The organism is Methylomonas sp. BG-2, from assembly GCF_057766305.1.
Genome location: NZ_JBYMAP010000002.1, coordinates 1 through 12,195 on the forward strand (window position 1 = coordinate 1; position 12,195 = coordinate 12,195).

The following is a 12,195-nucleotide window of genomic DNA, read 5'->3' on the forward strand; positions in this document are numbered from 1 at the left end:
TGGCCAGACGCAACGGCTTGTTCGAGCAGGTTGCGGCGCTAACCGATGCGGCAATGAACGGCGAATTGCCGTTGGAAGATGTGTACGCCAAGCGCTTGGAATTAATTCGGCCGGACCGGGCCGCGATTCGCTGGTTAGCGCAACTGTACATCGACGAAATCGTCGAAGGCGTCAAGGAAACCGTGGAAACTTTGCTGGCGAATGGCAAGGAAGTACACATTATCAGCGGTGGTTTGCGCCAAGCTATTTTGCCGTTGTCGGACTATTTGGGGATACCCGAGGCCAACGTCCACGCGGTCGACGTTGAATTCGACGCGGTCGGTCAATACCAGGGGTTCGCGGCTCACTCGCCGTTGGCGGTTAGCGGCGGGAAAGCCAGAATTTGTCGCAGATTACGCATGCGCCACGCCGCGTTGGCGATGGTCGGCGATGGAAAAACCGATCTGGAAGCAAAGCAGGCCGGCGCTTACATGCTGGGGTTCGGTGGGGTCGTGCGGCGCCCATTGGTCGAAGCCGAGGCGGACTGTTATGTCGCCGAACCCTCGTTGACGGCCGTTCTGCCCTATTTGCTGTAAGGCTAGGGTCGATAAGCGGGCGCTAGGGTGATAGAATTCGCAATTTTTTAGAGGTTTCAGAGGGATAGCATGGCCGGGCACAGTAAGTGGGCAAATATCAAGCATCGCAAAGGCGCTCAAGACGCCAAGCGCGGTAAGATTTTTACCAAACTCATCAGGGAAATCACCGTCGCGGCCAAGGGTTCCGGCGGTGGCGATCCGGCCAACAACCCAAGCTTGCGCACCGCGATCGACAAGGCTTTGGGTGCCAATATGAAGCGCGATACCATCGACAACACCATCAAAAAAGCCACCGGGGCCATGGATGGCGTGGTTTACGAAGAAGTGCGCTACGAAGGTTACGGTCCGGGCGGCACGGCCGTCATGGTCAACTGCCTGACCGACAACCGTAATCGCACCGTTGCCGACGTGCGGCACGCCTTCTCCAAGCATGGCGGCAATCTGGGTACCGATGGGTCCGTGGCGTATCTGTTCCGCAAGGTCGGCATCATCGGTTTTTCGAGCGAGGTGGATGAGGACGCGGTCATGGAAGCGGCGATGGAAGCCGGTGCCGAAGACGTGGTGACCAACGACGACGGTTCGATTGATGTCTTTACCGCGCCCGACGAATACTTGAACGTCAAGGAAGCGATGGTGGCGGCGGGCTTGATGCCGGAAAATTCGGAAGTGACGATGCACGCCGATGTCAAAACCGATCTGGACAGCGAGGCGGCCGAGAAAATGCTTAAGTTAATCGATCGCCTTGAGGATCTGGACGACGTGCAAGACGTCTATACCAATGCCGACATCAGCGACGATATCATGGCGGCGCTTGGCAATGAGTGAATTTCCCGTAATCCTTCCCCCGGCCTGCTATTGATCAGAATACTCGGCATAGACCCCGGCTCCCGTCTCACTGGTTACGGCGTGATCGAAACGACGCCGCGCGGGGTTCGCTACATTGCCAGCGGTTGCATCCGCGTGCTTCCCAACGACTTTCCAAGCCGGTTGAAACAGATTTTCGACGGCGTCAGCGAAATCGTCGCGCTTTATCAGCCCCAGCAAATGAGCATAGAGCAAGTCTTCATGCATAAGAACGCCGACTCCGCCTTGAAGCTTGGACAGGCGCGCGGCGCGGCGATCTGTGCCGCGATGAACCTGAATCTGCCGGTTCACGAATACGCCGCTCGCCAAGTCAAGCAAGCCTTGGTCGGCAAGGGCAACGCCGACAAAATCCAGGTTCAGCATATGGTTAAAATTCTGCTGGGAATCCAGGGCGAGATGCAAATCGACGCCAGCGACGCGCTCGCGATTGCGCTGTGTCACAGTCACTATCGGGAAACGGCATTGCGTTTGGCGAGGGCCGGCGCATGATTGGGTTTCTGCGCGGCAATTTAATCCACAAGGCACCGCCGCAATTGGTCCTGGACGTGCAAGGCGTCGGTTACGAGCTGGAAGCGCCGATGACCACGTTTTACGACTTGCCGGGCTTGGGCGAGGAAGTGCGCCTGCATACCCATCTGGTGGTGCGCGAAGACGCGCATATTCTGTTTGGTTTCGCGACCGAAAACGAGCGCTTGCTGTTTAGGGCCTTGATCAAGGTCAACGGTGTCGGCCCCAAGCTGGCGTTGACGATTTTGTCCGGCCAGAGCATTGAGGCGTTTTATCGTTGCGTCGAGGATAACGATGCCAAGAGTTTGGTGCGCTTGCCCGGCGTCGGCCAAAAAACGGCGGAGCGACTGATTATTGAAATGCGTGGCCGATTGCCCGAAATCGGTGGAAACGCGCCGCGGATGCCGGCGCAAGCGGCTGCGCGGCAGCCGGCGGGCGCCAAGCAAGAGGCTGTCAGCGCTTTATGCGCGCTCGGCTATAAGCCGGCGGAAGCCGAGAAAATGGTGCGCGCGGTGGCCGACGAGGGCAAAAGCTGCGAGGACATCATTCGGCAGGCCTTGCGCGGAGCCGTTAAATGATAGAAAGCGATCGGCTGATCAGCGCCAGTGGCAGTGGCGACGAAGAGCGCCAGGATCGCGCCATCCGTCCGCGCCGGTTGAAGGATTACGTTGGGCAAACCGAATTGCGGCAGCAAATGGAAATTTTTATCCAGGCGGCGGTCAGCCGCTCGGAAGCGCTGGACCATGTTCTGATATTCGGGCCGCCGGGCTTGGGCAAGACCACGTTGGCCAATATCGTCGCGGCCGAAATGAATGTCAGCATCCGCCAGACCTCCGGGCCGGTGCTCGACAAGGCCGGCGATCTGGCGGCCTTGCTGACCAACCTGCAAGCCCACGATGTATTGTTCATAGACGAGATCCATCGCTTGAGTCCTGCGGTCGAAGAGGTGCTGTATCCGGCTATGGAAGACTACCAAATTGATATTATAATAGGCGAAGGTCCGGCCGCCCGGTCGATTAAGCTGGACTTGCCGCCGTTCACGCTGATTGGCGCGACGACGCGGGCCGGATTGCTGACCTCACCGCTCAGAGACCGTTTCGGTATCGTGCAGCGCTTGGAGTTTTACAGTATTGAAGAACTGTCCAGCATCGTGACGCGTTCCGCCGGGATGCTCGGCATCGGCATGGACAGCGGCGGCGCCGACGAGATCGCTTGCCGCTCGCGCGGAACGCCCAGGATCGCCAATCGTCTGTTAAGGCGGGTGCGCGACTTTGCGGAGGTGATGGGAAACGGCGTTGTCAATCGGGATATTGCTCAGCGGGCCTTGGCGATGTTGAAAATCGACCAACACGGTTTCGATATGTTGGATCGTAAATTGCTGTTGGCGATGATCGAGCACTTTCAGGGCGGGCCGGTCGGATTGGATACCTTGGCGGCGGCCATCAGCGAGGAACGCGGCACCGTCGAAGATGTATTGGAACCTTATTTGTTACAGCAGGGATTTATCATGCGGACGCCCCGAGGGCGGGTCGTCACGCACAAAGCTTATAGCCACTTCGGTTTGCCGGCGCCCAATAAAGAACCGGGCAGCGACGACATCTTTAGTTTATGACCTTGTCAAATAGCGCATTCAGTTGGCCGGTCCGCGTTTACTACGAGGATACCGATGCCGGCGGTGTCGTGTTCTACGCCAATTACCTGAAGTTTTTCGAGCGAGCCCGCACCGAAATGTTGCGTGATCGTGGCTTCGAGCAGGATCAACTGTTACGCGAACAAAATCTGATTTTCGTGGTCCGTTCGGTCAGGGTCGATTATCTGAAGCCGGCCCGCTTTAACGATTTGCTGCGGGCCACCGCCTCGGTTGTCGAGCATCAAAAAACCAACCTGACATTCGCTCAAACCCTGATGCGCGGCCAAGATCAATTAGCCAGCGGCGAGATTCGCATTGCCTGTCTCGACGCGCAAACGATGAAACCTAAACCGATTCCCCTTGCCATTTTGGAAACCCTAAACTGATGAATACCGATTTATCCATCCTGACGCTGGTCAAAGAGGCCAGTTTTGTCGTTCAGTTCGTTATGTTCATCTTGCTGTCGGCGTCGGTTGCTTCTTGGACTTTTATCTTCTCCAAGCGCAAGGAATTGAAGCAGGCGATTGAGATTACCGACGATTTCGAGGACGAGTTTTGGTCCGGCGTCGGTCTGGCCGAACTCTATAAAAAAATGTCCAGCGATCGCTTCGAGCCGGAGGGCATCGAAAAAATCTTTTTAGCAGGCTATCGCGAATTTGCCAGGATGCGCCAAAAAGGCGATGTCGAGCCGTCTGTGCAAGTGGAAAGCGCGCAGCGAGCGATGCGCATCGAGCTTTCGCGCGAACTGGACCGGCTGGACGAGACCCTGCCTTTCCTCGCCACTGTCGGTTCCACCAGTCCCTACATCGGCCTGTTCGGTACGGTTTGGGGCATCATGAATTCGTTTCGCGCGCTGGGTGAAATCAAAAATGCCACGCTGTCCAATGTCGCTCCGGGTATTTCCGAGGCTTTGATTGCCACGGCGATCGGCTTATTCGCGGCAATTCCGGCGGTGATTGCCTACAACCGTTTTTCTACCCGGCTGGATCGCTTGGCCGGCCGTTATGAGCTGTTCGTTGACGAGTTCGTGGTCCTTTTGCAAAGACAGGCGCACAGCAAATGAATGTCGGCGGCAGCAATCGCAGATCGCGAAAAAAACGCGGCGTCATGGCCGAAATCAACGTCGTTCCCTACATCGACGTCACCTTCGTGCTGCTGATGATTTTCATGATTACCGCGCCGTTGGTCCAGACCGGCGTGGACGTCGAACTACCGCAAGCCGAAGCCGAGTCGGTCGATCTGCAGGATCAGGTGCCGGTCATCGTCTCGATCAAAAAGGATGGCAGTCTTTACGTCGATATCGGCAACGGTGACGAAGAGGCCGATACGCCGGTGGACGTCGATACGGTCAAGACTCGAGTCGCGGCGGTATTCAAAAACAATCCAAAAGCCCAGCTTTACGTGCGCGGCGACCACGAAGTGGATTACGGCAGTATCGTTAAAGTGATGGTGGAGTTGAAAAAGACCGGCGCCCCCAAAGTCGGTTTAATGACCTCGCCTCCGCCCGAGAGTAAATAACGATAACGCATGAGAAATTTCAAACCCTCGTTTGTCCTGGCGGTCGCGTTACACATATTGATCGTGTTGCTGTTCAGTATCAGCTTCCTGACCGACAGCGATACCGCTCAGACCGCGCCGCCGGCTGAAATTATTGATGCCACCATCCTCGACGGCGCCGAAATCGATGCCGAAGCCGAGCGCTTGAAACAAAACGAAGCCAATAAGCATCAGGCCGAGGTCGAGCATCAGCAGCAATTGGAAAATGCCCGGAAGGCCGAAGAACAGGCCTTGCAGCAAGCCAAAAAACAGCGGGTGCTGGAAGAGCAGAAAATCCAGGAAGCGGCGGAACGCCGCAAGCAAGAGGCTTTGGAGGAGCAAAAGCGGCAGGAACAGCTAGCCGCCAAGCGCAAGGAAGAGGAAAAAAAGCTAGAGGAGGCCAAGGAACGGCGAGCTCTGGAAGAGAAAAAAGCCAAGGAAGCCGCCGACAAACAGAAGCAGGCCGAGTTGGAGAAGCAAAGGGAAATCGCGGAAAAGCAAAAGCAAACGGAGTTGGAAAGGCAACGGGAAGCCGAAAAACTGAAACAGTTGGAAAGGCAAAAGCAGCAGGAAGCGGAGCGCGAAGCCAAGGTCCGGGAGCAAAAGCTCGCCGAGGAGGCTCGGATCAAGCAGCAGGAAGCCGAGATCAAAAAGGCGGAGCAAGAAAAGAAGCTGCAGGAGCAAAAAGCACTGGAGCAACAAAAACGCTTACAGGAACAAAAAGCCGAGGAAACGAAACGGCAGGAACAGTTAAAACAGGCGGAAGCCAAGGCCAGGGCCGAACGAGAGCAACAACTGGCGGCGGAAAAGGCCAGGGCTGAGAAAGAGCGGCAGGCCGCGCTGAACGCGGAAAAAGCCAAGCAAGCCGCCGACGCCGAAGCGCGGGCCAAGGCCGAGAAGGAAAAACAACTGGCCGCCGAGAAAGCCGAAAAAGACCGGCAAGCCAAACTCGCCGCCGAAAAAGCCGAGAAGGAGCGCTTGGCGGCGGAAGCCGAGGCGAAAGCCAAGGCCGAAAAGGAACGTCAGGCCAAGCTGGCGGCCGAAAAGGCGGAAAAGGCTGAGAAAGAACGCCTGGCCGCCGAGGCAGCCGCCAAGGCCAAGGCCGAACAAGAGCGGCAAGCGGCGATAGCGGCCGCCGAAAAAGCCGAGCAGGAGCGCAAGGCGGCGGAAGCCGCCGCGGCCGCCGCCGCGAAAGCCGAGTCGGATAAACAAGCCAGTTTGGCCGCCAAGGACGCGATCGCTCGCAAGGTCGAGGGCGCCTGGACCCGGCCGATCAGCGCGACGCAAGGCTTGAAATGTACAATTCAGGTAAAATTGCTGGCTAGCGGCGATGTCATGGATGCCGTGGTCGTCAGCAGTAGCGGCGATCCGATATTCGATCGCTCGGCCGAAAATGCGGTCAGAAAAGCGTCGCCGTTGCCGGTGCCGCAGGACAGGAATCTGTTCAATCAGGAATTTAGAGTATTTACCTTTGTGTTTAAGCCGGAATAAACCGTAACGGAAACCAAAAATGATGTTAATCCCCCGAATACTAGTCGCCGGCCTGCTGGCTTCGCTACTCTCGGCCGCCCAGGCAGCCGGTTTGACGATAGAAATCACCAAGGGCTCGCAAACCGCGGTACCGATTGCCATCGTGCCGTTCGGTCAGCAGGGTGCCGTTGGAAATGTGAAGTTGTCGGATGTGGTCAGTGCCGACCTGGGCGGCAGCGGTTTTTTCAAGGCCTTGTCCGAGGACGATATGCTGACCAAGCCGACCGAACCTGAGCGCGTCAATTTCAAGGATTGGCAAGTGCTGGGCCAGGATTACGTCGTCATCGGCCAAGTAGTTGGCAACGGCGGCAGCTTCAACATTCAGTTTCATCTGTTCAACGTCCATAACGGCCAGTTGTTGATGGGTTACCGGCTGACCGCCGGCGCCAACGAATTACGCCGCGCCGCCCACCATATCAGCGATTTGATTTACGAAAAATTGACCGGCCGCAAGGGTGCGTTCAATACCCGGATCGCTTACGTGACCAGCGTGGCGCGCGGTAACGGCAAGCAGTACATGCTGCAAGTGGCCGACGCCGACGGTTACAACCCGCGGACGATAGCCGAATCGCCGGAGCCTATCATGGCGCCGGCTTGGTCGCCGGATGGTAGCAAGATCGCTTACGTGTCTTTTCACACCAAGCGTTCGGAAATTTTCGTGCAAACCCTGGCCACCGGTCAGCGCGAGAGCGTGTCGGCCTATCCCGGCATCAACGGTGCCCCGGCCTTTTCGCCGGATGGCAGCCGCTTGGCGGTTACGTTGTCCAAGGACGGCAGTCCGGACATCTATGTACTGAATTTATCGGGCCGTGGTTTGACTCGGATGACGTCCGGTTTGTCGATCGATACCGAGCCGACCTGGTCGCCGGACGGCAGCTCGATCGTGTTTACCTCCGACCAGGGCGGTAAACCTCAGCTTTACATCATGCCGGCATCCGGCGGCAAGGCCAGTCGCCTGACTTTCCAGGGCGATTACAACGCTCGCGGCCGCTTTTCGGCCGATGGTCGTAGTCTGGCAATGGTGACAGGCAACGGCGGCGATTACCGGATCGCGGTGATGGACATGGCCTCGCGGACCGTCAACGTACTGACCGAAGGTCGGCTGGACGAGTCGCCGAGTTTCGCGCCCAACGGCAGCATGGTCTTGTTCGCGGCGACGCGCGGCGGTAAGTCGGCGTTGTCGGTGGTATCCACCGATGGCGCGATGCAGCAAAAATTGGCCTTTGAGAACGGCGGCGTTCGCGAGCCGGCCTGGGCACCTTGATCGCCCGAGCGATAGCCTGCAAACTATCGATTATCGACTTTGATTTTTTATTTGGAGAACAGCATGACACTTAGCAAAAAAACTCTGGCTTTGGCGATGATCGCCGTTTTAGCAAGCGGCTGTAGCTCGACCGACGAAAGCGAAAACGGTTTGGGCGACGCGACCCAAGGCACCGATGCCTCCACCAGCGGCTACAACGACGGCTCGATGTCCGGCAGCCAATTCGGTTCCGGGAACGGTTTCAACTCCGGTTCGAATCTGGGCCCGGAATTCAGCGATCCGAACAACCCGCTGTCCAAGCAAGTGATCTATTTCGAGCTGGATAGCGCGCAAGTCAAACAAGATTATGTGCCGGTCGTCGCCGCTCACGCCCGCTATCTGGCGTCGCATCCGAATCAACACGTGATTCTGGCCGGCCATGCCGACGAACGCGGTTCCAGCGAATACAACATCGCATTGGGCGAACAGCGCGCCAAATCGGTCGAACGGATGATGCGTAGCCAAGGCGTCGGTTCCGGCCAGTTGGAAGTCGTTAGCTACGGCGAGGAAAAACCGGCGGTTTCCGGCCATGACGAATCCGCATGGCAACAAAATCGCCGCGTTGAAGTAGGCTATCAATGAGTCGGCGAGCACTTCTGACGCTGGGCATCGGTTTGGGCTTAACCGCCCAGGTCCTTGCCGCTCCGGTGAATGGTAGCGATACTGTCGGGCAACAGGGCGGTTATGCCGCTCAGGCCCCGGCCGACAACGCTATCTTCGAGGTGTTGAGCCGACTGGAGCAATTGCAATCGGAAGTGCAACAGCTGCGCGGCATGGTCGAGGAGCAATCGCAAACGATCGCCGACTTGCAGCGCAAGCAAAGCAATATGTATTCGGATCTGGACGATAGAATGCAGGCGCTGCAAGCTGCCGGGCAACCGGGTGGCGCAGCGGCGGCTGTCGCGGCGCAAACCGGAGCGGCGAGCGCGGCGGCAGCGCCCGCGCCGCCACCGGTCGCGGCATCACCCGCGCCGACGCCGACCAGTCAGGCCGCTCCGGTGTCGGTTGCCGCGCCGGCTCCGCCCGCCGAGGTCAAGCCCGCGGTCAGCGCGGTCGCGAGCGTCAGTCCAACGTCCGCCACGGGCGGGAGCGAACAGGAACGCTACCAGCAAGCCTACGAAACCTTGAGAAACGGCCATAACAGCCAAGCCATCAAGATGTTTCAGGAATTGTTGGCGGCCAATCCGGCCGGCGAATTTTCCGACAACGCGCAGTATTGGCTGGCGGAAGCTTACAAGATCAACCGCGAATTCGATGCCGCCAAGGCGGCGTTCAACAAAGTGGTCAGCCAGTACCCGAATAGTTCCAAGGTGCCGGATGCCTTGCTGAAGCTCGGCTATATCGAGTTCGATCTGCAAAACGCCGCGAAAGCCAAGGACTATCTGACCCGGGTGACGACCAGCTACCCCGGTACCACCGCCGCGCATCTAGCCGCTAAAAAGCTGGCGCAAATGCCGCAATGACCGACGAGCTAGCGGAACCGTCGTTACGCATTACCGAAATCTTTTATTCGCTGCAGGGCGAGGCGGACAGCGTCGGTTGGCCGACCGTGTTCGTCCGCCTGACCGGTTGCCCGCTACGTTGCGGCTATTGCGACACCGCCTACGCGTTCAGCGGCGGCGAGAAAATGCCGATGTCGGCGATTTTAGAGACGGTTCGCCAATATTCAACGCGTTACGTCACGGTGACCGGCGGCGAGCCGCTGGCGCAACCCGGCTGCCTGAGTTTAATGAGCGCGTTGGCCGATTTGGGCTATCGGGTTTCGTTGGAAACCAGCGGAGCGTTGGATGTTTCCGGGGTCGATGGTCGAATCGTCAAGGTGATGGATCTGAAGACGCCGTCTTCCGGCGAAATGGCCCGCAACCGCTACGAAAACCTGAATTGCCTGACGCCGCGCGATCAAATCAAATTTGTCATCGCCGACGCGGACGATTACCAATGGTCCAAGCAACAAGTACACGAACATCGTCTGGCCGAACGTTGCCAAGTGCTGTTTTCGCCGGTGATGGGGCGGATGCGGCCAGCCGAACTGGCGGACCGGATATTGGCCGATCAATTGCCGGTACGCTTTCAAATTCAACTGCATAAATTTCTTTGGGATGACGCGAGAGGAAAATGATCCGGCGGGCAAAGCCGCCATTGTGTTGTTATCGGGCGGATTGGACTCGATGACGGTTTTAGCGTTGGCTAGCCGGCAGGGCTATGTCTGCCATGCGTTGAGTTTTGACTACGGTCAGCGCCACAATGCCGAATTAGCGGCCGCGCGGCGCATCGCCGAACGGTATAGAGTCGCCGACCATAAGATCTTCAATCTCGGTTTGAACGCGATGGGCGGATCCGCGCTGACCGACAGCGCGATCGCGGTGCCGACCTCGCCGCAAGCCGGCATACCGGTCACCTATGTGCCGGCTCGCAATACGATTTTCTTGGCGTATGCGCTGGGGTGGGCTGAAGTCTTGCACGCCAGTGATGTCTTCATCGGTGTCAACGCCGTCGATTACTCCGGCTATCCGGATTGCCGGCCGGAATTTATCCAAGCCTTTCAGACCATGGCGAATTTGGCCACCAAGGCCGGCGTCGAAGGTCAGCAAATTCGAGTGCATACGCCTTTGATTGCGATGAGCAAGGCCGACATTATTCGGCAAGGTTTGGCGTTGGGTGTCGATTACGCCGACACGGTATCCTGTTACGCCGCCGACGCCGAAGGCCGCGCTTGCGGCGTCTGCGACGCCTGCAGATTGCGGGCGGCCGGGTTCGCGACTGCCGGCGCGGCCGATCCAACCCGCTACCGCAGCGATTAGATGATGCTTCGGCGATCCTGGGCTATGCTATGCCCAGGTTGCATCTAGGACGTGGAGCGTCATCATGCCGAATTCAGCGAGTTCACAATTTGTTGCGGTTGCTTCGATTGCGGCGGAATTAAGCGCGGTCTTGCAAGTCGCCAAGGAGATTTCGTTGGCGGCGGCCAATGCCAAGGCGATTGCGTTTCGGGCCGGCGAAAAGGCCAAGGGTTTCAAGCCGATCACCGACTTCATCAACGAGTTGGCCAAGGATACGATGGCCGTGGTCAACCGAATCAACGCCGATACCTTGAACTTATACCGTTTGACGGTTGCCGAGCAGCGCATGCGGGAGGCCAGTCGACGCTTTGATATGGCGGTGACGGCGGCGGCTGGCGCCCGTCACGTGGATTCGTTGTTACGGGTGCGGGAAACCGCTCGGCGACAGGCTGAAATTTGTCACGGGGAATTTTCGATCCACGTTGACGATTTACTAAGCCAGTTAAGCGGCATCCTCTATCCCGCCAGAGCGGCCAGGGTGATCGCCGCCAACTCGCGCATCGAAGCCTCTCAAGCCGGTGAATACCTGCAGAGCCTGCAGGCCGTCGCCGAGAGTGTCGATCATGCCGCCCAAATCATCAATGAAAAAGTCAACAAGTGCCGAGGCGCGTTAGTCGCGATCAGTGCCGATTATGCTCAGAGCAATGAAGGTCAGCCATGAAGACCACGAAAATTTATGAAGGGGCTCACCAGTGGCTGATGTTCGGCCGCGATGCCGACAAGCCGAGCAATATCATTGATACCAATCAGTACATGGTGCGTACCGCGAATCGTTGCCTGTTGATGGATCCCGGCGGCATCGAGTTGTTCGCGCCCATGTTGGCGGCGGTGGTTCACCATGCGCCGGTCGAGGAAATCACCGATTTATTCGCATCGCATCAAGATCCCGACATCATTTCATCGCTGGGCTTGTGGGATCGGGCCTTGCCCCATGCGCGATTGCACGCGCCGCTACTTTGGGAAGGCTTTCTACGGCACTTTGGTTGCGAGGCGATTGAGTACGTCGCCATTCCCGATCAAGGCGGCATTATCGATCTGGGTGGCTTGCAATTACAGATGGTGCCGGCGCATTACTTGCATTCTTCGGCTAACTTTCATATTTACGATCCGGTCGCGAAGATTTTGATGTCCGGTGATGTCGGTGCCGCGCTGGAGGAAGGCGACACGCCGGTCTTCGTCGAGCATTTCGACAGCCATGTCGAAAAAATGCGTTATTTCCACCAACGATGGATGCCTTCCAATCAGGCAAAGCGGGACTGGATAGACCGAGTCCGCAAGCTGGACATCGAGATTTTGGCGCCCCAGCACGGGCGCATGTTCCAGGGCGACGACGTCAAGCGTTTTCTGGACTGGTTCGAGGCCTTGCCGGTGGGGATTGCCGTATAAAACAAGCATTTGCCGAAAATTGGG

Annotated in this window: 16 protein-coding genes; all 16 read left to right on the forward strand. The window is 57.8% G+C overall.

Translation table 11 applies throughout. The features are described 5' to 3' along the window. The coding region (locus AC3B8H_RS00375) for a haloacid dehalogenase-like hydrolase (RefSeq protein ID WP_488439646.1) at positions 1 to 575 on the forward strand (575 nt) is incomplete at its 5' end. Positions 576 to 644: 69 nt separating this feature from the next. Continuing rightward, the gene (locus tag AC3B8H_RS00380) at positions 645 to 1,400 is read left to right on the forward strand and encodes a YebC/PmpR family DNA-binding transcriptional regulator (RefSeq protein ID WP_488439647.1); all 756 of its coding nucleotides are present in this window, start codon (positions 645 to 647) and stop codon (positions 1,398 to 1,400) included. A gap of 30 nt (positions 1,401 to 1,430) precedes the next feature. Then, positions 1,431 to 1,928 (forward strand): crossover junction endodeoxyribonuclease RuvC, encoded by a 498-nt coding sequence (gene ruvC / locus AC3B8H_RS00385; RefSeq protein ID WP_488439648.1) that lies wholly within the window; start codon positions 1,431 to 1,433, stop codon positions 1,926 to 1,928. Further along, entirely contained in the window at positions 1,925 to 2,524 is a 600-nt protein-coding gene (ruvA, locus tag AC3B8H_RS00390; RefSeq protein WP_488439649.1) for a Holliday junction branch migration protein RuvA, read from the forward strand. Before ruvC ends, ruvA begins: the two co-directional genes overlap by 4 nt. Continuing rightward, positions 2,521 to 3,558 (forward strand): Holliday junction branch migration DNA helicase RuvB, encoded by a 1,038-nt coding sequence (ruvB, locus tag AC3B8H_RS00395; RefSeq protein WP_488439650.1) that lies wholly within the window; start codon positions 2,521 to 2,523, stop codon positions 3,556 to 3,558. Before ruvA ends, ruvB begins: the two co-directional genes overlap by 4 nt. Before the next feature lie 2 nt (positions 3,559 to 3,560). Further along, a complete protein-coding gene (gene ybgC / locus AC3B8H_RS00400) occupies positions 3,561 to 3,962 on the forward strand; it encodes a tol-pal system-associated acyl-CoA thioesterase (RefSeq protein ID WP_488439651.1) in 402 nt (133 codons plus the stop codon). Beyond that, positions 3,962 to 4,639, forward strand: a complete 678-nt coding sequence (gene tolQ / locus AC3B8H_RS00405) for a protein TolQ (RefSeq protein ID WP_064030723.1) — start codon at positions 3,962 to 3,964, stop codon at positions 4,637 to 4,639. Before ybgC ends, tolQ begins: the two co-directional genes overlap by 1 nt. 44 nt (positions 4,640 to 4,683) lie before the next feature. Then, positions 4,684 to 5,094, forward strand: a complete 411-nt coding sequence (gene tolR, locus AC3B8H_RS00410; RefSeq protein ID WP_231883721.1) for a protein TolR — start codon at positions 4,684 to 4,686, stop codon at positions 5,092 to 5,094. Positions 5,095 to 5,103: 9 nt separating this feature from the next. Next, positions 5,104 to 6,603, forward strand: coding sequence for a cell envelope integrity protein TolA (gene tolA, locus AC3B8H_RS00415; RefSeq protein ID WP_488439652.1), 1,500 nt, complete (start codon positions 5,104 to 5,106; stop codon positions 6,601 to 6,603). Positions 6,604 to 6,622: 19 nt separating this feature from the next. After that, on the forward strand, positions 6,623 to 7,906 hold the full coding sequence (tolB, locus tag AC3B8H_RS00420; RefSeq protein ID WP_488439653.1) for a Tol-Pal system beta propeller repeat protein TolB: 1,284 nt from the start codon (positions 6,623 to 6,625) through the stop codon (positions 7,904 to 7,906). 63 nt (positions 7,907 to 7,969) lie between these two features. Continuing rightward, positions 7,970 to 8,527, forward strand: a complete 558-nt coding sequence (pal, locus tag AC3B8H_RS00425) for a peptidoglycan-associated lipoprotein Pal (RefSeq protein ID WP_488439654.1) — start codon at positions 7,970 to 7,972, stop codon at positions 8,525 to 8,527. Further along, positions 8,524 to 9,408, forward strand: a complete 885-nt coding sequence (gene ybgF, locus AC3B8H_RS00430; protein ID WP_488439655.1) for a tol-pal system protein YbgF — start codon at positions 8,524 to 8,526, stop codon at positions 9,406 to 9,408. Before pal ends, ybgF begins: the two co-directional genes overlap by 4 nt. Further along, the gene (gene queE, locus AC3B8H_RS00435) at positions 9,405 to 10,064 is read left to right on the forward strand and encodes a 7-carboxy-7-deazaguanine synthase QueE (RefSeq protein ID WP_488439656.1); all 660 of its coding nucleotides are present in this window, start codon (positions 9,405 to 9,407) and stop codon (positions 10,062 to 10,064) included. The genes ybgF and queE overlap by 4 nt, the downstream gene beginning before the upstream one ends. Further along, a complete protein-coding gene (gene queC, locus AC3B8H_RS00440) occupies positions 10,045 to 10,746 on the forward strand; it encodes a 7-cyano-7-deazaguanine synthase QueC (RefSeq protein WP_488439657.1) in 702 nt (233 codons plus the stop codon). The genes queE and queC overlap by 20 nt, the downstream gene beginning before the upstream one ends. A 64-nt stretch (positions 10,747 to 10,810) precedes the next feature. Further along, positions 10,811 to 11,446 carry a chemotaxis protein gene (locus AC3B8H_RS00445; RefSeq protein ID WP_488439658.1) on the forward strand — a complete coding sequence of 212 codons (636 nt, stop codon included), beginning with the start codon at positions 10,811 to 10,813 and terminating at the stop codon, positions 11,444 to 11,446. Next, on the forward strand, positions 11,443 to 12,171 hold the full coding sequence (locus AC3B8H_RS00450) for an oxygen-binding di-iron domain-containing protein (RefSeq protein ID WP_488439659.1): 729 nt from the start codon (positions 11,443 to 11,445) through the stop codon (positions 12,169 to 12,171). Before AC3B8H_RS00445 ends, AC3B8H_RS00450 begins: the two co-directional genes overlap by 4 nt. The last annotated feature ends 24 nt before the right edge of the window (positions 12,172 to 12,195 follow it).